General features: G+C 63.2%; 26 protein-coding genes. 16 read left to right on the forward strand and 10 right to left on the reverse strand.

The window, feature by feature from the left end; genetic code table 11:
• Positions 1-9 precede the first annotated feature (9 nt).
• Positions 10-900, reverse strand: a complete 891-nt coding sequence (locus tag K0P03_RS30970; RefSeq protein WP_050745185.1) for a LysR substrate-binding domain-containing protein — start codon at positions 898-900, stop codon at positions 10-12.
• A 30-nt stretch (positions 901-930) separates the two neighbouring features.
• Positions 931-1839, reverse strand: a complete 909-nt coding sequence (locus tag K0P03_RS30975) for a LysR substrate-binding domain-containing protein (protein ID WP_050745186.1) — start codon at positions 1837-1839, stop codon at positions 931-933.
• Between the two features lie 108 nt (positions 1840-1947).
• On the opposite strand from K0P03_RS30975, the gene K0P03_RS30980 reads away from it, so the two are divergent.
• The 6 genes from K0P03_RS30980 (at position 1948) to K0P03_RS31005 (ending at position 6097) form a co-directional block, all read left to right on the forward strand.
• Complete coding sequence (locus K0P03_RS30980) at positions 1948-2622, forward strand: cysteine hydrolase family protein (RefSeq protein ID WP_272791635.1); 675 nt, start codon at positions 1948-1950, stop codon at positions 2620-2622.
• Entirely contained in the window at positions 2619-2930 is a 312-nt protein-coding gene (locus tag K0P03_RS30985; RefSeq protein WP_272791636.1) for a GYD domain-containing protein, read from the forward strand. The genes K0P03_RS30980 and K0P03_RS30985 overlap by 4 nt, the downstream gene beginning before the upstream one ends.
• Positions 2931-3058: 128 nt before the next feature.
• Complete coding sequence (locus tag K0P03_RS30990) at positions 3059-3877, forward strand: transporter substrate-binding domain-containing protein (RefSeq protein WP_272791637.1); 819 nt, start codon at positions 3059-3061, stop codon at positions 3875-3877.
• 18 nt (positions 3878-3895) lie between these two features.
• On the forward strand, positions 3896-4573 hold the full coding sequence (locus tag K0P03_RS30995) for an amino acid ABC transporter permease (RefSeq protein WP_023512934.1): 678 nt from the start codon (positions 3896-3898) through the stop codon (positions 4571-4573).
• Between the two features lie 25 nt (positions 4574-4598).
• Positions 4599-5363: an amino acid ABC transporter ATP-binding protein gene (locus K0P03_RS31000; RefSeq protein WP_272791638.1), complete on the forward strand. Its 765-nt coding sequence runs from the start codon at positions 4599-4601 to the stop codon at positions 5361-5363.
• Between the two features lie 11 nt (positions 5364-5374).
• Entirely contained in the window at positions 5375-6097 is a 723-nt protein-coding gene (locus K0P03_RS31005; protein WP_272791639.1) for an MBL fold metallo-hydrolase, read from the forward strand.
• A gap of 34 nt (positions 6098-6131) precedes the next feature.
• Here K0P03_RS31005 and K0P03_RS31010 read toward each other — a convergent pair whose 3' ends face one another.
• Together K0P03_RS31010 and K0P03_RS31015 are read right to left on the reverse strand one after the other, a co-directional pair.
• Positions 6132-6410 (reverse strand): GNAT family N-acetyltransferase, encoded by a 279-nt coding sequence (locus K0P03_RS31010; protein ID WP_272791640.1) that lies wholly within the window; start codon positions 6408-6410, stop codon positions 6132-6134.
• Between the two features lie 38 nt (positions 6411-6448).
• Entirely contained in the window at positions 6449-6586 is a 138-nt protein-coding gene (locus K0P03_RS31015) for a hypothetical protein (protein ID WP_023512930.1), read from the reverse strand.
• A 94-nt stretch (positions 6587-6680) separates the two neighbouring features.
• Between K0P03_RS31015 and K0P03_RS31020 the strand changes: the two genes are divergently transcribed.
• The 5 genes from K0P03_RS31020 (at position 6681) to K0P03_RS31040 (ending at position 12501) form a co-directional block, all read left to right on the forward strand.
• On the forward strand, positions 6681-7661 hold the full coding sequence (locus tag K0P03_RS31020) for a LysR family transcriptional regulator (protein ID WP_272791641.1): 981 nt from the start codon (positions 6681-6683) through the stop codon (positions 7659-7661).
• A gap of 125 nt (positions 7662-7786) precedes the next feature.
• Entirely contained in the window at positions 7787-8977 is a 1191-nt protein-coding gene (locus tag K0P03_RS31025; RefSeq protein WP_272791642.1) for an HlyD family secretion protein, read from the forward strand.
• Between the two features lie 16 nt (positions 8978-8993).
• Positions 8994-10562 carry a DHA2 family efflux MFS transporter permease subunit gene (locus K0P03_RS31030; RefSeq protein WP_272791643.1) on the forward strand — a complete coding sequence of 523 codons (1569 nt, stop codon included), beginning with the start codon at positions 8994-8996 and terminating at the stop codon, positions 10560-10562.
• A gap of 55 nt (positions 10563-10617) precedes the next feature.
• Positions 10618-11532 carry a LysR family transcriptional regulator gene (locus tag K0P03_RS31035; protein WP_272791644.1) on the forward strand — a complete coding sequence of 305 codons (915 nt, stop codon included), beginning with the start codon at positions 10618-10620 and terminating at the stop codon, positions 11530-11532.
• A 315-nt stretch (positions 11533-11847) separates the two neighbouring features.
• Positions 11848-12501, forward strand: coding sequence for a hydrolase (locus tag K0P03_RS31040; protein ID WP_272791645.1), 654 nt, complete (start codon positions 11848-11850; stop codon positions 12499-12501).
• A 67-nt stretch (positions 12502-12568) separates the two neighbouring features.
• Here K0P03_RS31040 and K0P03_RS31045 read toward each other — a convergent pair whose 3' ends face one another.
• Positions 12569-13669 (reverse strand): hypothetical protein, encoded by a 1101-nt coding sequence (locus tag K0P03_RS31045; protein WP_272791646.1) that lies wholly within the window; start codon positions 13667-13669, stop codon positions 12569-12571.
• Between the two features lie 223 nt (positions 13670-13892).
• Between K0P03_RS31045 and K0P03_RS31050 the strand changes: the two genes are divergently transcribed.
• Positions 13893-14513 (forward strand): pentapeptide repeat-containing protein, encoded by a 621-nt coding sequence (locus K0P03_RS31050; protein WP_272791647.1) that lies wholly within the window; start codon positions 13893-13895, stop codon positions 14511-14513.
• 33 nt (positions 14514-14546) lie between these two features.
• Here K0P03_RS31050 and K0P03_RS31055 read toward each other — a convergent pair whose 3' ends face one another.
• Positions 14547-16022 carry a DUF1963 domain-containing protein gene (locus K0P03_RS31055; RefSeq protein WP_272791648.1) on the reverse strand — a complete coding sequence of 492 codons (1476 nt, stop codon included), beginning with the start codon at positions 16020-16022 and terminating at the stop codon, positions 14547-14549.
• 427 nt (positions 16023-16449) lie between these two features.
• Here K0P03_RS31055 and K0P03_RS31060 point away from each other — a divergent pair, with 427 nt between their 5' ends.
• The 3 genes from K0P03_RS31060 (at position 16450) to K0P03_RS31070 (ending at position 19540) form a co-directional block, all read left to right on the forward strand.
• The gene (locus K0P03_RS31060) at positions 16450-17655 is read left to right on the forward strand and encodes a multidrug effflux MFS transporter (RefSeq protein WP_272791649.1); all 1206 of its coding nucleotides are present in this window, start codon (positions 16450-16452) and stop codon (positions 17653-17655) included.
• Positions 17656-17756: 101 nt separating this feature from the next.
• Entirely contained in the window at positions 17757-18299 is a 543-nt protein-coding gene (locus tag K0P03_RS31065) for a Chromate resistance protein ChrB (protein WP_050745200.1), read from the forward strand.
• Positions 18299-19540 carry an MFS transporter gene (locus tag K0P03_RS31070; protein ID WP_272791650.1) on the forward strand — a complete coding sequence of 414 codons (1242 nt, stop codon included), beginning with the start codon at positions 18299-18301 and terminating at the stop codon, positions 19538-19540. Before K0P03_RS31065 ends, K0P03_RS31070 begins: the two co-directional genes overlap by 1 nt.
• A 110-nt stretch (positions 19541-19650) precedes the next feature.
• Here the strand turns inward: K0P03_RS31070 and ocd are convergent, their stop codons facing one another.
• Together ocd and rocF are read right to left on the reverse strand one after the other, a co-directional pair.
• Positions 19651-20712, reverse strand: a complete 1062-nt coding sequence (gene ocd / locus K0P03_RS31075; protein WP_023512918.1) for an ornithine cyclodeaminase — start codon at positions 20710-20712, stop codon at positions 19651-19653.
• Positions 20713-20737: 25 nt separating this feature from the next.
• Positions 20738-21658: an arginase gene (rocF, locus tag K0P03_RS31080; RefSeq protein WP_024270482.1), complete on the reverse strand. Its 921-nt coding sequence runs from the start codon at positions 21656-21658 to the stop codon at positions 20738-20740.
• A gap of 119 nt (positions 21659-21777) precedes the next feature.
• Between rocF and K0P03_RS31085 the strand changes: the two genes are divergently transcribed.
• Complete coding sequence (locus tag K0P03_RS31085; RefSeq protein ID WP_023517321.1) at positions 21778-22215, forward strand: Lrp/AsnC family transcriptional regulator; 438 nt, start codon at positions 21778-21780, stop codon at positions 22213-22215.
• Positions 22216-22254: 39 nt separating this feature from the next.
• Here K0P03_RS31085 and K0P03_RS31090 read toward each other — a convergent pair whose 3' ends face one another.
• Positions 22255-22791 (reverse strand): GNAT family N-acetyltransferase, encoded by a 537-nt coding sequence (locus K0P03_RS31090; protein WP_272791651.1) that lies wholly within the window; start codon positions 22789-22791, stop codon positions 22255-22257.
• The gene (locus tag K0P03_RS31095) at positions 22788-23435 is read right to left on the reverse strand and encodes a glutathione S-transferase family protein (protein ID WP_272791652.1); all 648 of its coding nucleotides are present in this window, start codon (positions 23433-23435) and stop codon (positions 22788-22790) included. The genes K0P03_RS31090 and K0P03_RS31095 overlap by 4 nt, the downstream gene beginning before the upstream one ends.
• Between the last annotated feature and the right edge of the window lie 176 nt (positions 23436-23611).

Raw genomic sequence — 23611 nt, forward strand, 5'->3', positions numbered from 1 at the left:
CGGTCGCCTTCAGGGAATGGTCGCCTCTTCGATCAGCCAGTTGATGAAGTAGCCGACCTCGGCGGTTTCCCGCTTCGCTTCCGGGCAGATGCAATAGTAGTTGTGAAGGGCCGGCACGCTGAGCTGCAGCGGCTGGACGAGGCGGCCTTCGTCGAGATCGCGGGCGGAAACGACTTCGTCGCTGAGCGCGACGCCGAAACCGTCGCGCGCAGCCTGAAGCACGATGCCGAAGTCGTCGAAATAGACGTCCGCCTCCCCGGCATAGGCAATGCCGGCCTCCGCCTGCCAGCGCCGCCACTGCGAACCGTCGTCTTCATGGAGCAGCCGGTGATAGGCAAGGTCGGAGGGCTGGCGGATGGCGTTCGGTCCGCGCAGGAGCTGCGGGCTGCACACCGGCGTCATGCGGATACCGTGCAGAAGACGCCACCAGAAACCCGGCCATGGCGGTGCCCCGTAGACGATCGCGACGTCGGTCTTGCGCCAGTCGACGCCGGGAAAATGGCTGGATGTGACGACCTTCAACTGGAAATTCGGACTGTCGGCCATGAAGGTGAAAAGCCGGGTCGCAAGCCAGGCGACGCCATGCACCTGGGGGATGGAGATGGTCAGGGTTCGCCTGCTGGCCTCGCCGTATCTTTGCGCCGAGAGCTGGCGCACGCCGGTCTGGATCGCGTCCATCGCATTTGCCACCGAGCGCTGGAGCTGGCTTCCGCTCGGGGTCAGGGCCAGTTGGCGTCCGCGTTTTTGAAACAGGTCGACACCGAGTGCTACCTGGAGCGCGCGGATCTGCTGGCTGACCGCGCCTGGCGTCACATGCAGCTCCGCTGCCGCCGCGCCGACATTGCCGAGCCGTGCGACGCTTTCGAAGACGCGAAAGGCATGAAGGGGGGGCAGCGTCATCGGTTTCGGTCCTCAAACGGGGCTTGACGATCAGGCATTCTGGTCGCGTCCGGGGCGCAACTGCTCGATCACGCGATCGGCAAGCGCGCGCAGGACCGGGTCGTTCGCCCGGTCCACAGGGCAGACGATGTAATATTCCCGCGCTGCGTTGATCGTGGTCGAAAACGGCTGGATGAGACGGCCTTCGCTCAGATAGTTCCGCGTCAGGACATCGGAGACCAGCGCCACGCCGCGGCCTTGAACGGCAGAGGCGATTGCCTGCGCCACCGAATTCACCCGCACACGCGTGTTGCCTTCGAGGCCTATCCGCGCGGCGACGGACCATTTTGCCCATTCGCCACCGTCGTCTTCATGAAGCAGGGCGACCGAACTCAGCTTCCTGTCGCGATTGCGCAGGTCCAGCCGGGGAAACAGCGTCGGCGCGCAGACGGCACAGAGCCTGACTTCGCTGAGGGATCGCCAGTATTTTCCGGTAAATGGCGGGTTGTCGTAGACGATGGCGAGGTCGTTTTTGTCCCAATCCACGTCAGCGGCGGTGATCGCCTCGTTGATCGTCAGGCTGGCGATGCCGTTCGACTGGGCGAAATCGACGATCGCGGCCGTGAGCCAGGCGATGCCGAGCGCCGTCGGCACGGAGACCGACAGCGCGGCGGGCTGGTCGCCGGCGGTGATTTTTCGCGAGGCCCGCGTCGCCGTGTCGAGCTGGCCGAGCGATATGGCGACGGCCTGGGAGAAATCCTTGCCCGCCTGGGTCAGTGCGACATTCCTGCCCGCTTTCTGAAAAAGCACGATCCCCGTCGCCTCACCCAATTTCTTCAGTTGCAGGGAGATCGCGCTGGGGCTGAGGTTCAGTTCCTCGGCGGCATGCCGGACCCCGCCGAGGCGCGCGGTCGCCTCGAAGGCCGGCAGATATTGCAGGTACGGCGGCAGACGGCTCATTGTTTGACCCGGCTAGTTGTTTGGAAAAACAGAACGATACTGGTGATTATAAATTGATTTTTTCAAACTGTTAAGAGTGCTATCCCAACGACAAAGAGGAGAACGTTCATGATTGCGGCCAAACCATTCGACTTTCCCTATGACGGCAATCTGGAGGCGCAGAAGACTGCGCTCATTGTCATAGACCTGCAGGAGGATTTCCTGTCGACGACCGGCTATTTCGCCCGCCAGGGCTACGACCCGGCGCCGCTCCGAGCGATCCTTCCCGCAGTCAACCGGCTCATTGCCGCTTGTCGGGAGGCCGGCGTGCAGATCATCCACACGCGGCAGGGTTATCGCGGGGACCTCGCGGACATGACGCCTTACGAAAAATGGCGCCGGAAGCGCTCCGGTCTTGAGGGCACGACCGCGCTGCTGCGCTCCAGCCCGGGCTTCCAGATCGTTCCCGAACTCGATGTGCGTCCGGAAGACATCATCGTCGACAAGACCTGCAACGGCGCCTTCACCTACACGGATTTCGAACATGTCCTGCGCGCGCAGGGCATCACCCATCTCCTGTTTTCCGGATGCACCACGGATGTCTGTGTGCACACCACGCTGCGCGAGGCCTGCGACCGCAACTTCCAGTGCCTGACGATCTCCGATGCCTGCGCCAGCGGCGATCAATATGCCCACGAGGCGGCCCTTCACATGGTCACGGTCGAGAACGGCATTTTCGGTGCGCTCACCGATACGGCTGCGGTTCTCGAGGGGCTTCAGAAGCTTGGACCGTCCGCGAAATGAGCGAGGTGCATGCGAACCAGAAATACGTTTCCCTGATGCGTCTGACGCAGAAGGGGCTCACCGAGCTCACCGACAGCGCCAAGCGCCGGAAGGTCAGCGAGGATCGCGTGGCCGCGCTCGGTGGCCGCTCGATCGCCTTCTATGCCCTGCTGGGCCCCTATGATTTCGTGCAGGTTTTCGAAATGCCGAGCAACGAAGCCATGATGCAATACGTCCTCACCGCGCGCCGCGACGGGCATGTCGAACCCCTGATCCTTCCGGCCTTCGACACCGACGCGTACGGGCAGATCCTCACCGAAATAGTTTAGTTTTTCTGCGTTTATTTCGAGAAAACATTTAGCTTGTCTGTATGGGATGTTCGTATACGACTTCACAAAACATCAATCCAAGAAGCCAAAAACAAGGGAACACGATGATGAAAACTGCACGACTGGGAATGAAACCGTCTCTTCTCGCCGGCACGATGCTGGCCGCCCTTCTCGGCGCAGGCAATGGTCTTGCCGCAGAGCAGAAACCCGATTTCGTATCGGGTGGCGTCCTGAAGATCTGCACCAGCGGCGAATTCCCGCCGATGGAATATTATGAAAATCCCGGCGACAAGGACCTCGTCGGTTTCGAGATCGACGTCATGGACGCGATCGCCAAGCAGTGGGGTGCCAAGGCCGAATATGTCGTCGGCGATTTCAAGGGGCTGCTCCCCTCGCTCGATTCGAAGCGCTGCGATCTCGTCGCGAGCGGCATCCTGATCACGCCGGCCCGTCTCGAGAAATACGACGGCATCCCCTATTTCAGCTCGCATATCGTGATGGTCACCGCGGCGAGCGACACGGAGACGAAGGTTCCGGCCGATGTCAGCGGCAAGGTGATGGCGATCGAGGCCGGTACGTCCTACGAAAAGATGGTCGCCGATCTCAATGCGGAGCTTGAGGCCGGCGGCAAGGCGCCGATCCAGGCACAGACCTATCCCTCGGCATCCGGTGTCATCGAGCAGATCCTCGTCGGGCGTGCGACGGCCACCATCACGCAGGATACGACGGCGGCCTATCGCATGCTGCAGGTTCCGGGCCGCCTGAGCATTCCCTACACCTACGAGCAGAGCGAAAACTACGGCATCTATCTCCGCAAGAGCGATGGTGACCGCCAGATGCTGAAGGAAGCGATCGAGGCCCTGCAGGCGAGCGGCGAGATGAAGGCACTGCTTCAGAAATGGAACCTGCCGGAAACGGCGACCGACGTTTCCCACGACGTCAATTGACGATAGGACGGTTTCGCGTTGTTCCAGCTCGACCTCTTCCTGCAGGCGATATTCAGCGCCCCCCTTTTCAAGGGGGCGCTCCTGACGATCGGCCTTTCCCTCTGCGTCATGGCCGTGTCTCTCGTGCTCGGCATGGGGCTCGGTTCCATGGCGGGCTCGCCGCGGCCGGCGGTCCGATGGCTGGTGACGCTCTATGTCTGGCTCTTCCGCGGCGCGCCGGCCCTGCTGGTGTTGCTCTTCGTCTGGAACGGCCTGCCGCAGATTTCGGAGATTTTCCGCGCCGGCTGGTTCACGCCCTTCGTCGCGGCGTTCCTGGCGTTGTCGCTCATCCAGATCGCCTATCTGGCGGAAATCCTGCGCAGTGCCTTTGCCGCCGTCGGCCATGGCCAGCGGGAAGGGGCTGCGGCGCTCGGCATGCATCGCTGGCAGATCTTTCTGGTCATCACCATGCCGCAGGCGCTCCGGATCGCGGTTCCCGCGCTGATGAACGAGTTCATCTCCCTCCTGAAGACCACGTCGCTGGCGACCGTGATCTCGCTCAAGGAGCTGATGACCGTCTCCCAGTTCGCCATCGCGACGAGCTTCCGCTTCCTCGAATGGTACGGCGCGGCGCTCGTCTATTATCTCGTCATCGTCTCGGTGCTGACGCTTGCGCAGAACCGTATCGAATATGTGCTTTCGCGCGGCTATCGCTGATCCCGCTTCAACCCGAGAGTTGGACATGAACACGCAAACGACGACCGATCTTCTGCACCGGGCCGCGATCGAAGTGGCTGGCGTCAACAAATGGTACGGCGCTTTCCAGGTCCTGAAGGGCATCGACCTGACGGTGAACAAGGGCGAACGCATCGTGATCTGCGGCCCCTCCGGCTCCGGCAAATCGACGCTGATCCGCTGCATGAACCGTCTCGAGATTCATCAGGAAGGCTCGATCATCGTCAACGGCATCGAGCTTACCAACCAGCTCAAGCGCATCGACCGCATTCGAAGCGATGTCGGCATGGTCTTCCAGCACTTCAACCTGTTCCCGCATCTGACGGTTCTCGAAAACTGCACGGTCGCCCAGCGCTGGGTGCGCAAACTGTCGAAGAAACAGGCGACCGAAATCGCAATGACCTATCTGGAGCGCGTCCACATTCCGGAAAAGGCCGACAAATATCCCGGTCAGCTATCCGGCGGCCAGCAGCAGCGTGTCGCCATTGCGCGTGCACTCTGCATGAACCCGAGCATCATGCTGTTCGACGAGCCGACCTCGGCACTCGATCCCGAAATGGTCAAGGAGGTGCTGGACACGATGATTTCTCTCGCCGCCGACGGAATGACGATGGTCTGCGTCACGCACGAGATGAATTTCGCGCGCGAGGTGGCGAGCGAAGTGGTTTTCATGGATGGCGGCCAGATCATCGAGCGCAACACGCCCGACCGCCTGTTCTCCGCGCCCACGCATGAGCGCACGCAGCGCTTTCTCGGCAAGCTGCTGCATTGAGGGAGGAGAGGGTGCGCAATAAGGACTGGTTTTCGAAGGAGACAATCTCCGAGAGGCTGACGCGGCTCTGCGAGCCGCATGTGCACAGCTTTTTCCGGGCCAACATGTTTCATCTCGTCGGTCGGGACGCCGACCTTGTCGTCGATTTCGGCATGGGGCTCGCCAGTCTCGCGGGCGCGCTGGACATTCCGGCCGGCAAGCCTGTGCTGGCGGTCGCGACCCACATCCATGTCGATCATGTCGGTTCGTTCCACGAATTCGAGAACCGGCTGGGGCACGAAGCTGAGGCTGCTGCCTTTGCGCAGATGCTCGACACCGATACGCTCGCCCCCTATTTTCGCACGCAACCGGACGCCCTCGCAGCGGTCGCGCCCACGGGCGTCATGCCGGAGGCCTATGCGATCCCGCCCGCTGCGCTTGCCACGATCCTCAAGGAAAACGATGTCATCGACACCGGCGACGCCCGCTACATGGTCCTGCATCTACCGGGCCATTCACCCGGCTCGCTCGGCCTTCTCGACGAGAAGACGGGGACGTTTTTCAGCGGAGACGCGATCTACGAGGGCAACCTCGTGGATGACCTGCCGGGATGCGACGTCGCGGCCTACCGGGTGACCATGGAGCGCCTGTCGCGGCTCGACGTCCATACTGTTCACGGCGGTCATGGATCGAAGTTCGGAAAGGCCCGGATGCAGCAGATCGCCCGGGCCTATCTGACGGAAAAGGGAGGCTGAGCGGGGCCAGTCGACTACGGCGTCGATTGCCACATTATCCGTCGAGCAGGCTGGCATAGTCCGGGTGTTTGACGGCGAAGGCGGCCATGAAGGGGCATTTTGCGATGATGCGCGTCTTTCGGGCGCGCAACGTCTCGAAGACACCCCGTGCAAGACGCGTGCCTATGCCTTGGCCTGATAGCGCCTGGGGAACCTCGGTGTGGGTGAGCACGATCCGGCCATTCTCCTCGCGGTAGTAGGCGACCGCCATCTCGTCTCCGACGGCCAGCTCGAAGCGCGACTCGGCCGGGTTGTCGCGAACGTCGTCATCCATCAGGCATCCTCCGCTTTCCAGTCTCGCCGGTGATCCGGCTAAAGGCCGCTGAATTGCCACAGGAGCCCGATCAGCCCCAGATAGAGGAGCGATCCGGCGATGAACCGCTCCTGCAGGCTGGCAACCGATTGTAGGGGCAGACGGCCGGGAACGGCAAATGCTGTCTTTGCGTCCATGTCGTGTTTCTTCCTTGAACGGGGCGAGGGATCGCGCTTGTCGAAGGTGGTGCTGGAAGCTACATTAATCAAATGAGGCTGGGGCATTGGAAGCATGCGCGAAATTCATAGCGCCGATCTTAACCTTGTTCGCGTCTTCGTCGCAGTCCTGGAGGAGCGGGGCGTCACGCGGGCGGCCGAGCGCCTGCACCTTACCCAGTCGGCCATTAGCCATGCACTCGCCCGGCTGCGCGAGACGCTTGGCGACGAGCTCTTCATCCGCGGGCCGAACGGCATGTATCCGACCCCCCGTGCCCTGGAGCTTGCGCAGGCGTTCAAGCCGGCCCTGCGGCAGATCGAGGGCGCCCTCGCGGGCAATACCTTCAATCCCGAGACCTCGGACATCACCTTCGCGATCTCGACCTCGGATTTTCTCACGGCGACGGTCATTCCCGAGCTGATGGCGCGCATCCGCTGCCATGCGCCGAAGGCCGGCTGCTGGCTGCGCCCGTTGAGTGAGCTCAACATCACGGAGGAACTCGATCGCGGCGCCCTTCATGTGGCCATCGGCGTTTTCGGCAAGACACCGTCCCGTTTCGTCAGCGAGCCGCTGTTTTCCGATCAGAGCGTGTGGCTGATGCGCCGGGATCATCCCGCCGCGGCTGGCCCCTTCGGCCTCCAGGCGCTTGCGGCCTTTCCGCATGTCGATATCCTGATTTCCGACCAGCTTCAGCCGGCCGGGGATGCGACGATCGACCAGGGTGGGCTGGAGCGGGCCTACATCACCAGCAATCCGCGTTACATCGAGGGTCTGCTCGGCGCCGAGGGCCTGACGCGCACGGTGGGCGCGACCGTCTCGCACATCCTTGCCGTTCCGGCCCTTTTGGCGGCAACCGACATGATCGCCTACGTGCCGCTGCAATTTGTATTGCGCGCGGTGCGCGCGCTCGATCTTGCGTGGCGCGATCCACCTTACCACGCGCCACCCTTCGAGATCTCGATGCTGTCGCACCGGACGATGGGCGCACATCCCGCCGTGGCCTGGTTGCGGCAGGCGCTGGTGGAAAGCGCGGAACGTTACCATCGTAAGGATTGATCCAGGCAAGAGAATGAATCTTGTTCATGAATCAAATGCTAAAGCATCATTTCATTCATTGAGTATCCGCGCCCATATTTGCCGATATCTAAATCCGGTCCAAAGGACCCAGGAGAGTTACGGCAATGAACGCAATCGTCACAGGTCTCGTCGTCCCGGACAACAGGCCGCAATCCGCGCCGGCCCCGGATGTACGTGCGCCGACCGCTCACCATCCGCAGCCGAAGGGCGCGAGGCAGAAGCGGCCGCGCCGGCGCAGCTATCTTGCCCTTGCCCGTTCGGCCGCCATCGTCGTCGGCATCGGGCTTGCCACCGTCATTCCGCTCGGCTGGGGGCAATGGGTCGCGGGCTTCACGAACCAGTCTACGGACAATGCCTATCTCCGGGCGGACACGACGCCGATCAGCACGCAGATTTCCGGCCGTGTGCGCGGGGTCGCGGTGAGCGACTTCCAGGCGGTCCGGGCCGGCCAGCTGCTCGGCGAGATCGAGGCTTCGGAATATGACGCGAAGGTCAGCCGCGCGACGGCCTCGGTTACCGCTGCGGATGTCGCCATCCGCAATGTCGACAGTCGGATCGTGCTGCAGCACCGCACCATCGCCCAGGCCGATGCCGCTATCCTTGCAATCAGCGCCGATCGCGACCGGGCTGCGGGTGAGTACGGCCGACAGACCGCCGCCGTCGAGGACGGCTGGTCCACCAGCCAGCGCCTGGAGGACGCGCTTGCCGCAAATCGCCGCTTCGAGGCCCAGCTTGCGGAAAAACAGGCCGAAGCGGACGCGCAGCGCCAGCAGCTCAACGTGTTGGGCACGCAGCGGGAGCAGGCGCTGGCGGAGCTGGAGATCCGCAAGGCCGATCTCGCGCTCGCCCGTATCGAGCTCGGCCATACCAGGATCGTTGCGCCCATCGATGGCGTCGTCAATGTCAGCAGCGTGCGCGCTGGCCAGTATGTTTCCGTCGGTACTCGCTTCATTTCCATTGTTCCGCTGCCCAAGGTTCATGTCGTGGCGAACTACAAGGAAACACAGCTCGGCAGGGTGCATGTCGGCCAGGCCGCGACGATCAAGGTCGATATGTTCCCGGGGCGGGAGCTGAAAGGCCGTGTGGAGCAGATTGCGCCCGCGACTGGTGCGGAATTCGCGCTGCTGCCGGCGGACAATGCAACCGGTAATTTCACCAAGGTCGCCCAGCGTATCGCCGTGCGGATTGCACTCGTCGATGTGCCGCAGGACCTGCGGCAGGCGCTGCGGCCGGGCATGTCGGTCCTGTCGACAATCCATACGGACACGGCGATCGACGATCCCGCGATCAAGTAGGCGGGAAGGACAGATCATGACAGCGGCAGCGGTTCCGGCCCTCCGGAAAGAATGGCCCGGCCTCAGGACGCTCGTCGGCATCGGCGCCGTCCTCCTCGGCACCTTCACATCGATCCTCAACGCGCGGCTGACCGACATCGGCCTTGCGGATATCCGCGGTGCCCTCGGCCTCAGCTTCGATGAGGCCTCGTGGATCACCACAGCCTACGTCGTCGCCGAGGTGGCGGCGATCCCGGCGGCAGTGTGGCTGCGCGGGATCCTGTCGCCGACGCGCGGCGTCATCCTCGGCGCGGCACTGTTTTCCGTGTTTTCCCTCGCGGCACCGTTGAGCCCCGACCTTTCGATCCTGCTCAGCCTCCAGGCGCTGCGCGGGTTGAGTGCCGGTGTGCTGATCCCCATGGCCTACGCTGTGATCATGCGCCACTTGCCGCAGCACCAGCGGCTCTACGGCCTGTCGTTCTATGCGCTGGTTTCCGCCACCACGCCCAGCCTCTCGGTTTCGCTCGAAGCCTTCATTCTCGAACACCTCTCCTGGGAGTTCCTGTTCTGGCTCAACATCGTCCCGGGCGCACTGACGGTCTTTGCGGCCAGTTATGGCCTTGCCCACGACCCGGTCAAATACATGCGCTTTCGCAAGTTCGACGGCTTCGGGCTGCTTGCCCTGTCGCTCGGGCTGGCTGCGCTGGTGGCCGCGCTCGATCAGGGTAACCGGCTCGACTGGCTGCAATCCGGTCTCATCGTCGGCTTTTTGCTTGCCGGAGCGTTTCTCATCGGCGCGTTCTTCGTGCACGCCTTGCTACATCCGAACCCGGTCGTCAGTCCGCGGCTCCTGTGGCGGCGCAATATCGGCCTTGGCCTGATGATGATGTTCGCAAGCCGTATTGCCGTCATGTCCTCGGCCTTCATCGTTCCGCAGTATCTGATCCGCATCCAGGGCTATCGCGCGCTTGAAAGCAGTGACCTGTTCCTTGCTACGGCAATCCCGCAATTGCTCCTCGCACCCGTGGTGGCCTGGCTCTGCTATCGGGTCGATCCGCGCAATCTGCTGGCGCTCGGCGGCATGCTGATGGGTGGGGGTTTGCTCCTGTCCGCCAACATTACCGGCCTGTGGGCTAGCGAGGAATTCCTCCTGCCGCTTCTGCTCCAGTCGGTTGGCGGGCCGCTCGTCGCGATCCCCACCATGGTGCTGATCACCGAAGACATCACGTTGCAGGAGATCCCCTGGATCGCTTCGCTGGTGCATATCGTGCGCACGGTCGGCAGCGCCATCGGCTTGGCGCTCGTGACGACCACGGTGCGGGTGCAGGAACAGGTCTATTCCAACCTGATCGGCCTGCATGTCGAAAGCGGCGATGCGGACGTGGCAGCGCGGATCGAGACGCTGGCGCAAACAGTGTTGCCGCGGGCCGCCAATCCGCAGGAAGCGGTCGGGCAGGCTACTGCCCTGCTTGCTCGTACCGTCCAGCGCGAGGCCTATGTGTTGAGCTACGCAGACGCTTTTCTGCTGATCGGAGCGATCATGCTGCTTGCGACGGCCCTGTCGCTGGCCCTGCGCAAGACCCTCCTGCCCGGCCGGTTTCTCTGATAGACCGGCAGGACGGCAGGCTGGATGGCCGCGGCGCGACAGAAGGGGTCCATCGATGCTCGATCGCCTGACCGGCATGCAGGTCTTTGTACGCACGGCGCAACAGGGCAGCCTGTCGGCCGCGGCACGCCAGATGAAGATGTCGCCGGCCATGGCGACGAGACACGTCGATGCGCTGGAGGAACGGCTCGGAATCAAGCTCTTCCATCGCACCACGCGCAAGCTTTCGCTCAACGAGTCGGGACGGCAATATCTCGAATTCTGCCTGCGTATCCTGCCTGATATCGAGGAGACCGAGGCGGCCGTCTCCTCCCAGCGCATCGACGTCGTCGGTACGCTGCGCCTCAGCGCGCCGATCTCCTTCGGTGTGCGCTATATCGCCCCGCTCGTCCCTGAATTCAGCGCGATGTATCCCGGTGTCACCGTCGATCTCGGCCTGAACGACCGCTATGTCGATTTGATCGATGAAGGCTGGGACATGACAGTGCGTATCGGCCGGCTGGCCGACAGCCGGCTGATCGCCCGCCGGCTTGCGCCGACGAAGATGGTCGTTGCCGCGACGCCCGCCTATCTCGATGCGCATGGGCGGCCACGGCGCGTCGGCGACCTGCTCGACTACAATTGCCTCAGCTATTCGCTTTCCGATGCGACAGGTGCCCGGGAATGGATCTTCGGCACCCGCAACCAGCTGCGCGTGCCGATCCGGGGAAACTTCATCGCCAACAATGGCGATGCCCTTGTGGCGGCGGCGCTGAACGGGCAGGGCATCCTCTACGGTCCCGATTTCCTCATCGCCGACCACGTTGCGGCCGGGAGGCTGGAACTTCTGCCGCTCGACCAGCCAGCCTATGACATGGCCGGCATCTTCGCCGTCTACCCGCCGGACCGGCGCCCGCCGGCGAAGGTCCGGGCGATGGTGGACTTTCTCGCCGATGCCTTTGCCGGTGTTCCTGACTGGCAGGTCGATTGAGTACGTTTCGCACTCCTGGTGTTAAGTGATCCAACGGAACTGGGAATTATCGTTTCCAGAAGAAAGGCATAGGTTTCACTCATCGGAGGCGAGCAACGAAAACCTCAGGGTTTTCAAGCCTCAGCGGGATGGAACCTGCCGGTACGGGATGCCGGCACCGCCCGTTCTCCTTCGAAGACGTTCTCTCGCTGCAAACGGCAAGCCAGCCGCGTGCGGGGCCATCATTGTCCCGCAGCCGACAGGTATTGCCCGATTGCGGGGGAACTTGGAACCCACCGCCTGCACAGGCAGGCAGCCAAACCAGGAGTGAAGACCATGACCAGTGAAGTCATCCGCAACCCGGCCGAAGACCACCTTCTGACCCCGCAGAACTCCACCCTTGTCGTCATCGACTACCAGCCCGTCCAGGTGAACTCGATCGCGTCGATGGATCGCCCGCTGATGGTGCGCAACATCGTTGCGACCGCCAAGGCCGGTGTCGCCTACAAGCTGCCGATCGTGCACACCACGGTCAATGTGAAGACCGGTCTCAACAAGCCGCCGATCTCGCAGCTGCAGGCGGTCCTTGCCGATTTCCCGACTTATGATCGCACGACGATCAACTCCTGGGAGGACATCGAGTTCCGCCAGGCCGTCGAGGCGACCGGCCGCAAGAAGCTGATCATGACGGCCCTGTGGACGGAAGCCTGCCTGGCTTTCCCGGCGCTCGATGCGCTGAAGGAAGGTTATGAGGTCTACGTGGTCGTCGATGCCGTTGGCGGCACCTCTGTCACGGCTCATGACGCGGCCCTGCGCCGTATCGAGCAGGCCGGCGGCAAGCTGATCTCCGTCGTCCAGCTGCTGTGTGAATTGCAGCGCGACTGGAAGCGGACCGAGACGGTTCCGGCCTTCCTCGACATCATGAAGGGCCTCGGTGGTACCGCTGGCCTGCAATTCGAGTGGGATGCCGCAGAACGCGCACACGGCTAAGGCTCGATAATGGGGAGACGCCCTTGCGGCGTCTCCCTCTATGTTTGCGGTGCGGTGCGCCGCTTTCTCATTTCCAGCTTTGATAGTCCGCAGCCGTGCATCCAAAGGGTGCAGGGCCATCGGCGAAGCGTTTTTGCAGCTGGTCGCAGCCCCACTGGTTGAGGGCTTCCGGCAGCATGTTGTTGATGTCCATCCCCGGAGAATTGAACTGCGAGGGCGCGCTGGTCACGTACCAGAGCCAGTAACCGAAAATACCGACGATGATGAGCAGGATGACGAGGAGGAACAGGCCCAGCCTTCGCAGCAGCGACGGCCCCGTCTTCGCCGGAGCAAGGGATGGTGCTGCGTGCCGCCCGGCCTGTGTCGCCGCGGCATAGAGCGGTGCAAGGGCCTCCGCCCGTTCCTGCTGTGTCATCTCGATGCGCTCGAGCTTGTCGTCGAGCAGGACCGGCAGGAAGGTGTCGCCGTGCCAGACAGCCAGTGCGACTGCATTGCTGCCTGCGTCGCCGATGATGATCGGCTCCTGTCCGGCCTCGAAACGGGTGTAGGCCACGCGTTTGGTCTTCCGTTCGCTCACCTTGTCCGCATAGGTGATCGTGAGGCGATTGTTCTTCTTGTCCATGCCGGTGATCTCGACCGGAATCGGGGTAAGGGGCGCTGGATGCTGCAACTGGCCGCGAACGCGCAAGATCCGGAAGAGAAGGTAGATCATCGCCAAGGCGCCGCCGCCGAGCAGAAGGGCAAAGACGGAAAGTGTGATGATCCTGTTCCACAGCATGTCGAGCCCGAGGGTGATCGTGGCGAGATCCGGCCGATCCGCAGAAATCACAAGGCCCGTCTCGTAGTCGCCACTGTGCATGTCGACGAACATCACCTCGACGTCCTTGTCATAGCGCTGACCGTCATGCTCGTAGGAAAGATCGACTTCGCAGGTGGTGAAGATGGCTTTGCGGGTCGTGCAACTGCCCTTGATGTCGCCGTTTTCGAGGACGAGCGGATTCTCGCTGATCGTGTAGTCGCGCAGAATGCCCGGAGCCTCCGTCACCACCATGAAGACGGCGATTGCCAGGAGGATCGGCGTGGAGAAGTAGTAGGCGAGCGGCGTTGAAATCACCCCGCGCTTCAAGGTGAGGGGGCGGGCGGGAAGCTTGATTGTGGGAAATGTCATGATCTGCCTGAAGGGATTGCATTTTTGGGAGGGCGAAGGGGAAACGGCGCAGGGCCGCCATAAATTCGCAGGGTAAATGGCGCAGTCCCCGTTCCGGGCATCAGGACCGTGGACAGACGGCATTGCGCGCCTCGTCTTTCCCGTCGCCATCCGGCATGATCCGAGCAAGCGCTTGCTTCGAGCGCAGGACAGGCACCCTCGATCAGATCGCAGATGGACGACCATGGCTGAACGGCGATACGGCGAAGCAGCGCCGAAGACGGAGATCACCATTGCCGGGGCGGACTGGTATGGCCGGCAGATCGAACGCGAGCGTCACGCGAACACGCTGTTTGCCGATCTCGACCTCACCGAGGCGCAAAGTGAAGGCGCCGTCTTCGACGCATGCATCTTTCGGAGGGCCCGTTTCAATGCGTCCTCGCACCAGGCGAGCGCCTTCGTGAACTGCACTTTCCTGTCCTGCAAGTTCTTCGACAGCCGTTTCACGCAGTGCAAGTTCGTCGGCAGCATGTTCGATGGCTGCGAGTTTGATCAGATGCAGGTTTCGGGAGGTGACTGGTCCTTCGTCGGCCTGCCAGGCGCTGTGCTCGATCGGGCCTTCTTCGCGGACGTTCGCCTGCGGGAGGCGGATCTCACGGGTGCCTCCTGCAAGGCCGGCTCGCTGCGGGACGTCGATCTCTCCGGCGCGTGGCTGCATGGCGTGGATTTTTCCGCCTGCGATCTCAGGGGCAGCGACCTCAGTGCGATCGAACCGGAAAACGTTCGCCTCAAGGAGGCGATCATCACGATCGACCAGACGATCGTCATCGCCGAGGCCCTGGGTCTCGATGTCCGGCGGAAGTGAGCGCGATCCGATTTCGGTTTTGCAGCGATGATCCTAGTTCGTGATCTGCACCTTTACCCGGCCGAAATTACCCCGGTCGAGATCGGCTTTGCCGATGGTGAGCACGAGATCGTAGGTATCGCCCCAGATCCAGTTCATCAGGCGGCTGGTGGGCAGTTGCAGCAGCGTTACGTCCTGTCCCATTGCGAATTCGTGGACATAGCCGTCTGGCACGTCGCGCATTGATCCCATTTCGCGCTGCGCATCGTGGGCCGCCTGTTTCTCGACCATTTTCCGCCACGCCGGCGGAAGCGCAGCAGGATCGGCGGCGTAGAGGAAGGTTGCATGATGCTGCGCAAGCGTCGCCCAGCTTGTCAGCCAGCAGGTGGCGGCTTCCGGCGGGCACCGGGTGGGGAAGGCGCTCGTCGGCTGTGCGTCATTTCCGTCCGGAATCGTGATCTCCGCGAGTGTAGTGATCAGGTCGTCGATCAATGCTTCCAGGCGAGATCCGGACGCGATCTCGCGTTCTGCCGCCGCCCGAAGCGCTCCGGCGTGCGAAAGGCAGGCGTCCCACGCCGCCATGCTTCGCGCGGATCGGGCCTTCTCGTCCTCCGCCCACTTTCGTGCTGTGTTGGGATTGTCGAAGCGCTCGGGCTGGGTGGCAAGCTGATCCAGCGTCTTTGTCGCCTTGTCGAGGTTCCTTCGCCGGCGCCCGGCCATCTCGCGGGCGTGGGCCGTGGCTGTATCGAGCATGAGAAGCGTGCTTGCGGCGTCGAATGGCTTCCAGCCGGGTTCGTTCAGGTCAAAACCCGTGTGGTATCGAAGGAAGCGTGGATCGCTCTCGTCGTCGGAACCGGGTTTCGTCCGCACCCGCGGGTCTTGCACCGTCGAGGGAACCCGGACCACGGCAACCGGCCATTTCGGAACGTCCTTTCGCACCAGCGATGTCCAGTCCGTGCCGGGAGCCTCATGCAGCGACAACCACTCGAACTCGATCGGGAAAGGCGGCTCCGCCGGTGCGCCGTAGGATCGGGTGTGGAGAATCCTTGCGGCAAGATAGCCGTTCTCGTAGCCGAGGAAGAAGGAAAGCCAGCCGTTGCGTGGCCCCGCGCCGCCCCAGAGGTCGGCGGGAAGGGCGGCGCAGTCGATCTGCGCCAGGAATGCCGCCGGTTTACCGCTGAGGATCGGCCAGGAGGTGCCTTCGGGCAGCGACGGGTTGCCGCCGAACCAGCTGTGCGGCGGCCCATCCGGAGGGATCGGCACCAGAGGCACGAGCCGCACGAAGGGGCTTGGCCGTTCATTGGCCTTGAGCATCTCGTGTTCCCGCGCGACTTGCCCGACGACTCCCTCGAGAATATTGGCCAGCAGCTGCCTGTCCTGCGGACGCAGGTCGGATTTGGGTGCTCGATCGACCATGCGCTGCATGCGCGCCGGTTTGATGATGACCGGTTCCGGGTGAACGGATCGGCCGGCCTGTAGGGCGCGCAAGCAGACGGCGGCCGGCAGCAGGAGTGTCAGGAAGGCCAGCAAGGCCAGGGTGTTGGTGTGGCCGAGCCAGGATACGAGGCCGGTCCGGATGACCGTATCGATGCCGGTGACAGCGCGGGGAACCTTTTCGGTGAAACTCGCAAGGAAGCCGGTGGCGACATGGAGCGTAAGCAAAGCCATGAAGGCGAAAAGGACAAAAGCACGCGCCACCGATTTCATCGCCGTCCCCGCTGGATGGATGCCGCGGCAATCCTAGGGAAGAGGTCTTCACAAGCCGTCAATTTTTGCGCGTATGGGGGTTGCTCGTTGCCTGACGTTTCTGCCGCTAGGGCAGCGAAAGGACCGCCCGGCATTGCGCCCGCCGCTAGCGGATTTTGCAGGCCGGGAATTTCACCGAGAGTAGCACGTTCCGCAAGCGAAACATGCTATTGGGCAGGGTGATCGTTTCCATTTTCCGCAAGGCCTGTTCTTGATCAGCTTTCGCGAACGCATCCTCCTCTATGCTCTCCTGACCTCGTTGACCTCCCTCAGCATTGACGCGCTGTTGCCCGGGTTGCGGGAGATCGGGGCGGATGTCGGGCAGGCGCCCCCGCTTTCCACCCAGCACATCGTCTCGCTGTTCATTTTCGGCATGGCCTTCGGCGAGCTGCTGCTCGGGCCACTCTCCGATGCGATCGGGCGGAAGAAGGCGCTGCTACTGGGCCTCTGCGTCTACGGGGCCGGGACCGTTGTCGCCATGCAGGCGGGCTCGCTGGACATGGTGATCCTGGGCCGGTTCCTGCAGGGCATCGGTGTCGCCGGTCCGAAGATCGCCACGCGCGCGATGATCCGTGACCAGTTCGCGGGGGAGGCTATGGCGCGCGTCATGTCCTTCATGTTCACCCTCTTCATTCTCGTGCCGATGCTCGCCCCCGCTCTGGCGCAGGGCCTGATCGCTCTCGGCGGCTGGCGCAGCGTTTTTGGCGCCTATCTGGTGATCGCCGGTCTGCTCGGCCTCTGGCTCGCCGTTCGTCAACCGGAAACCCTGCCGGTGGCACGGCGCATCCCGTTTCGGCTGGGCTTGCTGGTCTTGAACAGCCGTCGCATCCTGTCCAGCCGGCGGGTTGTGCTGCTGTTCATCGCGACCGGGATCGTCTTCGGGGCGCAGCTCCTCTATCTCAGCACGGCGGCCGATCTGTTCTTCGATGCCTATGGGATCAGGCAGGCCTTCCCGCTCTATTTCGCCGGGCTGGCCGCCGGGGTAGGGCTCGCGTCCTTCGTCAATGCCAGGCTCGTGCACCGCTATGGCATGGATAGAATGGCGCGCGCCGGCTTCGCGGGGCTTTCCGCGGCCGGTTTCCTGATGGTGATCGCATGCATGTTCTGGGGTGGTCGCCCGCCGCTTTCCATGCTGATGGTGCTCGGTTTTGGAGCTTTCTTTGCCATCGGGGTGCTCTTCGGCAACCTGAATGCCATGGCCATGCGTCCCCTCGGGCAGGTGGCGGGCCTTGGTGCGTCGCTGATCGCATCGGGATCAAGTCTTGTTGCCACGCTCTTCGCCGTCGGCATGGGCCGATTTTATGACGGCACAGCCCTCCCCTTGTCCGTGGGGTTCTGCATCGCCGGTCTCGGTGCGCTTCTTCTGGCGGAACTGGCCGCCCGCGGCGAGGCCGCGCCGATCGAGCCGTTTCGCTAGGCCAGGACCGCGTCGGTTTCCTGTTTTGGGGAGGTGGATGATGAAGCGATACTCCTGTCGCAGCAGTTGATTTGTTACGATGGTTACATTACAGAGAAGCCATGGTTGTTCTCCACTGGCTTCTCCTGACCTACAAGGTCCCGCCCGATCCGGCCGCAAAGCGGGTGGCGCTGTGGCGGAAGCTGAAGGGGATGGGAGCGGTCTATCTCCAGAACGGCGTCTGCCTCCTGCCGAAGACCGACGAACACGTGCGCCGCTTGAAGATGATGGAAAACGACATCGCCACGATGGGCGGCGACGCGGTGATCCTGGAAACCGTAGCACTCGACCGGATGCAGGAGGACAAGGTCATCGTCCGCTTCCAGGCCGATCGCGACGAGCAGTATCGTGAATTCCTCGGTCGTTGCGCCGAGTTCGAGGTGGAGATCGCCAAGGAAATCGCCATCGAAAAATTTACCTATGCCGAGCTTGAGGAAGAGGATGCCGACCTGAAGAAGCTTCAGAGCTGGTTCGAGAAGATTCGCAAGCTCGACTTTTATGGCGCTCCGCTGGCCGCGGAGGCCGAAGCACGCCTTCGTGGCTGCGAGACGCTGCTCGACGGCTATGCGCAGCGTGTCTTCGATGCCCAGCAGGAGAACCGGTGATGGGCACGGCCAAGGCGGGTTCGCCGGTGGACGCGGCAGCGACGAGCTGTAAAGGAGCCGGTTGGCGCGGCATTCCGTCGGGCATATGGGCGCTCGGCTTCGTGTCGATGCTGATGGACGTCTCGTCGGAGATGATCCACGCGCTTCTGCCGCTCTACATGGTGACGGTTCTCGGCGCCTCGACGCTGGCTGTCGGCATTGTCGAGGGCATCGCCGAGGCGACGGCTTCGATCACCAAGATCTTTTCCGGTGCGCTGAGCGACTGGCTCGGCAAGCGCAAGCTTCTCGCGGTACTCGGCTATGGCCTTGCCGCGCTCACCAAGCCGATCTTTCCCTTGGCATCGACGCTGGACTGGATGGTCGCCGCCCGCTTCATCGATCGTATCGGCAAGGGTATCCGCGGTGCGCCGCGCGACGCGCTGGTGGCGGACATCGCGCCGCCCGAACTGCGCGGCGCCAGCTTCGGCCTGCGCCAGTCGCTTGATACGATCGGGGCTTTCCTGGGGCCGCTCCTTGCCATCGCGCTGATGTGGTTGACGGCTGACCACTTTCCGACAGTCTTCTGGGTGGCCGTCGTGCCGGCGCTCCTCTCCGTCGTCGTGCTGCTGGTCTTTGTCCGGGAGCCGGAGCGGAAGGACGGTGCGCGTCCTGTGCGCATGCCCCTTCGGCGAAGCGAACTGGCGCGGCTTGGCGCCAGCTATTGGTGGATCGTCGGCATCGCGGCTGTGTTCACGCTGTCGCGCTTCAGCGAGGCTTTCCTGATCCTGCGGGCGCAGTCGCTCGACTTGCCGCTTGCGATGGTTCCGGCAGTCCTGGTGCTCATGGCCCTTGCCTACTCGCTGTCGGCCTATCCTGTCGGGGTGCTTTCCGATCGCATGAACCGTGTCGGCATCCTCATCGCCGGCCTGCTTCTTCTTGTTTTCGCCGATGTCGTGCTGGCGTTTTCAACCGGCATGGCGTCGCTCGCCGTCGGCGTCGTACTCTGGGGCTTGCACATGGGCTTCACGCAGGGCCTGCTCGCAACCCTTGTCGCGGATGTCGCGCCGGCGGATTTGCGCGGTACGGCCTTCGGAATGTTCAATCTCGTGACCGGCCTCGCCCTGCTGGCAGCAAGCGTGCTGGCGGGTGCGCTGTGGGACGCTTTTGGGCCGGAAGCCACCTTCCTTGCCGGCGCGGCCTTTGCATCCGTGACCATCGTCGGGCTTTTGGTGGTGCGGGGGCGTATCGGTGCCAAGGCCTGATCGCTTCCAGAGGTGCTGCCCCGCCCGGGCCGGAACAAATCGTGGATATTGCGTCCAGGAGAGGTGCTGTCACCCGGCTCGGCAATCCACGAGCCGGGTGAGAGCGCATATCAGGCTGCGTTGAGCTTCTTCTCGCAGCGCAGCAGCATGCCGTAGAGGTCGCGCGGCTCGTCGGGGTCGGCGAGCAGGTCGAGTTCCACGAACATGCCGTGCTCGGCGATCTTCTCCCGCACGTAGCGCAGCGCGGAGAAATCCTCGATGGCGAAGCCGACGCTGTCGAACAGCGTAATCTGGTCGGCGCTTTTGCGGCCCTCGGTCTCGCCGGTCATGACCTGCCAGAGTTCGATAACGGGGTGCTCGGCCGGCAGCTGCTGGATCTCGCCTTCGATGCGTGTCTGCGGCGGATATTCGACAAAGATGTCGGAGCGCAGCAGAATGTCCTTGCTGAGCTCGGTCTTGCCGGGGCAGTCGCCGCCGACGGCATTGATGTGCGCGCCGGGGCCGACATGGTTGTCCGAAAGGATCGTCGCATACTGCTTGTCGGCGGTGACGGTGGTGATGATGTCGGCGCCCTCCACGGCCTCTTCGACCGATCGGCATTCCTCAATGGTGAAGCCGAGGCCTGCAAGGTTCTGGGCACATTTGCGCGTTGCCGAGGCGTCGATATCGAAAAGGCGCAGCCTGTCGATTCCGAGAAGCGACTTGAATGCGCGCGCCTGGAATTCGCTCTGCGCGCCATTGCCGATGATGGCCATGGTGCGAGAATTCGGCCGCGCCAGGTATTTTGCCGCCACCGCCGAGGTCGCGGCGGTACGCAGCGCGGTCAGGATCGTCATCTCGGTGAGCAGCATCGGATAGCCGTTGCCGACATCCGACAGCACGCCGAAGGCCGTCACGGTCTGCCGGCCGTCGCGCGTGTTCTTCGGATGGCCGTTGACATATTTGAAGCCATAGAGCGTCCCGTCGCTGGTCGGCATCAGTTCGATGACGCCCTCCTCGGAATGGGAGGCGACGCGCGGGGTCTTGTCGAAGACCGGCCAACGCCGGAAGTCTTCCTCGATCGTCGCCGCCAGCTCCGTCAGGAACCGGTCGATGCCGACCTTCAATACCAGCTTCATCATGTGGTCCACGCTGACGAACGGAACCACGTTCAATTTCGGATCAGTGTTCATTTTCCCTCCAGAAGAACAGCCGGGCTCAGCCTGCAAGCGTCGGGCGATCCATCACCCGCTTGCCCATCAGGCTGGCAACAAGATCGACGAGCAGCTTCGCAGTCTTGCCGCGTTCGTCGAGGAACGGATTGAGTTCGACGATGTCGAGGCTCGTCACCAGGTCGCTGTCGTGCAGCATTTCCATGATCAGGTGCGCCTCGCGGAACGTCGCCCCGCCCGGCACCGTGGTGCCGACGGCCGGTGCGATGTCGGGCTCCAGGAAGTCGACGTCGAAGCTCACATGCAGGAGGCCGTTTGCAGCCCGGACCCGCTCGATGAAGGTGCGCACGAGGACGGCGACGCCGTGTTCGTCGATGACACGCATGTCGTGGACCGTGATGCCGGTCCTGCGGATCGCGACCTGTTCAGCGGGATCGACGCTGCGAATGCCGATCATGCAGACATTTTCCGGGGGTATGGCATGGGCGAGCGGCGGGAAATAACCTTCAAAGCCTGCCTGGCCGGTATAGTAGGCAACGGGCGTGCCGTGCAGGTTGCCGCTGGCGGTGGTCTCAAGGCTGTGGAAATCAGTGTGGGCGTCCAGCCAGAGCACGAAGAGCGGCCGGCCCTGTTCGGCGGCGCGGCGTGCCAGACCCGGAACGGTGCCGGCGGAGATCGCATGGTCGCCACCGAGGAAGATCGGCATGCCGGCCTTGCTGTGCTCGTAGGCGGCGGCAGACAGCGCCTCCACCCAGGCGACCGTCTCGCCGAGATGGTGCACGGCAGCGTTCGGGTGCGGCATCTCGTCGAAGGCGCGGGGCGTAAGGTTGCCGGTGTCCTTCACCGTATGGCCAAGCTCCTCCAGCGCGGTGCGAAGGCCGGCGATGCGAAGGGCGCTCGGCCCCATCTCGCAGCCAAGCTGTCCTGCACCGATTTGCAAGGGGGCGCCGATCAGCGTGCACTCCATGACGTACTCCTTATTGGTTTTCCAAATTCTAGAAGCCTTGAACGGCAGATTGAATATTGAATTTTGGCATCTCGGAATGCCATATTGACCATAATGGAAAGCCGAGGAGCCAGATTGGCATGGACGAGCTCGACCAGAAGATCGTGACGCTGCTGCGCGGCAACGGGCGCCGGAGCGTTTCGGATCTCGCTTTGGAAACCGGGGCGTCGCGGGCAACCGTGCGCGCACGCATCGAGCGGATGGAGCAGGACGGCACGATTCTCGGTTATACGGTGATGCTGCGCGCCGATGCCCTCGAAGATGTCGTTCGCGGCGTGATGACGATCGAGATCGAAGGCCATGTAACCGACCGCGTGATCCGTACGCTCGGTGGCTTCGCGGAGATTTCGCAGATCCACACGACGAACGGCCGCTGGGACCTGCTGGTGGAACTGAGCGCCTCGAGCCTTGCCGAGTTCGACGCCGTCCTGCGCAAGATCCGCCTCGTGCCGGGCATCACGGGCAGTGAAACGAGCATCCTCCTCTCCACGCCGCGTTCGACGAGGGCGAAACTGTAGAAGCCGGCCCACGCGTCGTCGCCTGTGTGGGCCTTCTTCTTAACCGCCTGCGTGCGGCGCGGTGGCCCTGGAGAGTTCGGTTCTCAACAGGCTCATGATGGCGGTGTCCCAGCGCTCGCCCTCGACGCGGGCGGATGCTCTGCGGACCCCTTCCAGAGTGAAGCCCAGCGCTTCATAGGTGCGGATGGCCGGCGTGTTCCAGGTGAACACGTTCAGTTCCAGCCGTTCAATCGCCTGGAAGCCGAAGGCCTTGTCGATCGCCAGCGCGATCATCCGGCCGGCAAGACGCCGGCCGCGCATTTCCGGCGCGATGGCCACGCGACCGAGCACGACGTTGCCGTTGCGCCAGTCGAAGGCCAGCTGGACATGACCCGCCAGCTCACCGTCGAACACTGCCGTCCAGCAGAGCCGGGCCGGCGGATCGGATCTGCCTTCCGCCAGCATCCGTTCGAGCTGACCGTGCGACAGGGGAAACTCCAGAAGGGGACCGCCCCATTGCACAAGATCGGCATGGCTTGGAAACCAGCCGAGAAGAGGAGTGAAATGAACGGGTGCGAACGGAACCAGCACCATCATACGGAGGCTGCGGTGAATACCGCCCGTTGTGCGTCGAAGGCTCGCGTGTAGGCGGGGCGGTCCTTGCCGCGGGTGATGTAGGCGGAGAGGCGCGGATAGTCCTCAAGGACGCCCGATCCCTCCAGCCGGCGCAGAACGGTCACCATGAGAAGGTCGCCGGCGCTGAAGGCGCCGTCGAGCCAGTCCGCATCGCCGAGCCGGCGGGAGAGCGCGTCCAGCCGTGTGCGGATGCGGCTTTCCAGGATTGGCAGACGTTCCGCATACCAGGGTTTGTCGCGCTCGGTGTAGGTCGGCATTTCCCGGTCGAGGATCGGCGGCTCGATCGTGTTCAGCGCGGCGAACATCCAGCTGATCGCGCGTGCCCGGGCGTCGGCGTCCTCCGGCAGCAGGCCAGCATGGCGCTCCGCGATATGGAATACGATGCCTCCCGTTTCGAACAGGGCGAGATCGCCGTCCTCATAGGTCGGGATTTGTCCGAAGGGTTGAAGCGCGAGATGCGCCGGCTCCTTCATGTCCTTGAACGTGAGGAGACGGACCGCGTAGGGCTGGCCCACCTCCTCGAGGGCCCAGCGAAGGCGCATGTCACGCGCAAGACCCCGACCGCGATCAGGCGATTGGGCAAAGGCTGTTATGGTGATCGTCATGTTGTCCTCCATAGCATGTCTGCATGAAGACGAACGGCAGGCAGGAATTCCGACACCCTGCCAAGGTGCTTTTGTGGCGCCGATCATGTGCCTGCGGCTTGACGGTATGCTGTTTGCTGCAGATCGGAAAGCCGGCATGCCGTCAGATGAACGGTGCTGAGGGCATGCCGCCGGAG

It is taken from the genome of Shinella sp. HY16, from assembly GCF_028534175.1.
Lineage (GTDB): Bacteria > Pseudomonadota > Alphaproteobacteria > Rhizobiales > Rhizobiaceae > Shinella.

What these genes read in the sequence shown, in the direction of transcription:
- K0P03_RS30970 (WP_050745185.1), bottom strand. Translation starts at nt 900, where the DNA reads ATGACGCTGCCCCCCCTTCATGCCTTTCGCGTCTTCGAAAGCGTCGCA.
- K0P03_RS30975 (WP_050745186.1), bottom strand. Translation starts at nt 1,839, where the DNA reads ATGAGCCGTCTGCCGCCGTACCTGCAATATCTGCCGGCCTTCGAGGCG.
- K0P03_RS30980 (WP_272791635.1), top strand. Translation starts at nt 1,948, where the DNA reads ATGATTGCGGCCAAACCATTCGACTTTCCCTATGACGGCAATCTGGAG.
- K0P03_RS30985 (WP_272791636.1), top strand. Translation starts at nt 2,619, where the DNA reads ATGAGCGAGGTGCATGCGAACCAGAAATACGTTTCCCTGATGCGTCTG.
- K0P03_RS30990 (WP_272791637.1), top strand. Translation starts at nt 3,059, where the DNA reads ATGAAACCGTCTCTTCTCGCCGGCACGATGCTGGCCGCCCTTCTCGGC.
- K0P03_RS31000 (WP_272791638.1), top strand. Translation starts at nt 4,599, where the DNA reads ATGAACACGCAAACGACGACCGATCTTCTGCACCGGGCCGCGATCGAA.
- K0P03_RS31010 (WP_272791640.1), bottom strand. Translation starts at nt 6,410, where the DNA reads ATGGATGACGACGTTCGCGACAACCCGGCCGAGTCGCGCTTCGAGCTG.
- K0P03_RS31015 (WP_023512930.1), bottom strand. Translation starts at nt 6,586, where the DNA reads ATGGACGCAAAGACAGCATTTGCCGTTCCCGGCCGTCTGCCCCTACAA.
- K0P03_RS31020 (WP_272791641.1), top strand. Translation starts at nt 6,681, where the DNA reads ATGCGCGAAATTCATAGCGCCGATCTTAACCTTGTTCGCGTCTTCGTC.
- K0P03_RS31025 (WP_272791642.1), top strand. Translation starts at nt 7,787, where the DNA reads ATGAACGCAATCGTCACAGGTCTCGTCGTCCCGGACAACAGGCCGCAA.
- K0P03_RS31030 (WP_272791643.1), top strand. Translation starts at nt 8,994, where the DNA reads ATGACAGCGGCAGCGGTTCCGGCCCTCCGGAAAGAATGGCCCGGCCTC.
- K0P03_RS31035 (WP_272791644.1), top strand. Translation starts at nt 10,618, where the DNA reads ATGCTCGATCGCCTGACCGGCATGCAGGTCTTTGTACGCACGGCGCAA.
- K0P03_RS31040 (WP_272791645.1), top strand. Translation starts at nt 11,848, where the DNA reads ATGACCAGTGAAGTCATCCGCAACCCGGCCGAAGACCACCTTCTGACC.
- K0P03_RS31045 (WP_272791646.1), bottom strand. Translation starts at nt 13,669, where the DNA reads ATGACATTTCCCACAATCAAGCTTCCCGCCCGCCCCCTCACCTTGAAG.
- K0P03_RS31050 (WP_272791647.1), top strand. Translation starts at nt 13,893, where the DNA reads ATGGCTGAACGGCGATACGGCGAAGCAGCGCCGAAGACGGAGATCACC.
- K0P03_RS31065 (WP_050745200.1), top strand. Translation starts at nt 17,757, where the DNA reads ATGGTTGTTCTCCACTGGCTTCTCCTGACCTACAAGGTCCCGCCCGAT.
- K0P03_RS31070 (WP_272791650.1), top strand. Translation starts at nt 18,299, where the DNA reads ATGGGCACGGCCAAGGCGGGTTCGCCGGTGGACGCGGCAGCGACGAGC.
- ocd (WP_023512918.1), bottom strand. Translation starts at nt 20,712, where the DNA reads ATGAACACTGATCCGAAATTGAACGTGGTTCCGTTCGTCAGCGTGGAC.
- rocF (WP_024270482.1), bottom strand. Translation starts at nt 21,658, where the DNA reads ATGGAGTGCACGCTGATCGGCGCCCCCTTGCAAATCGGTGCAGGACAG.
- K0P03_RS31085 (WP_023517321.1), top strand. Translation starts at nt 21,778, where the DNA reads ATGGACGAGCTCGACCAGAAGATCGTGACGCTGCTGCGCGGCAACGGG.
- K0P03_RS31090 (WP_272791651.1), bottom strand. Translation starts at nt 22,791, where the DNA reads ATGATGGTGCTGGTTCCGTTCGCACCCGTTCATTTCACTCCTCTTCTC.
- K0P03_RS31095 (WP_272791652.1), bottom strand. Translation starts at nt 23,435, where the DNA reads ATGACGATCACCATAACAGCCTTTGCCCAATCGCCTGATCGCGGTCGG.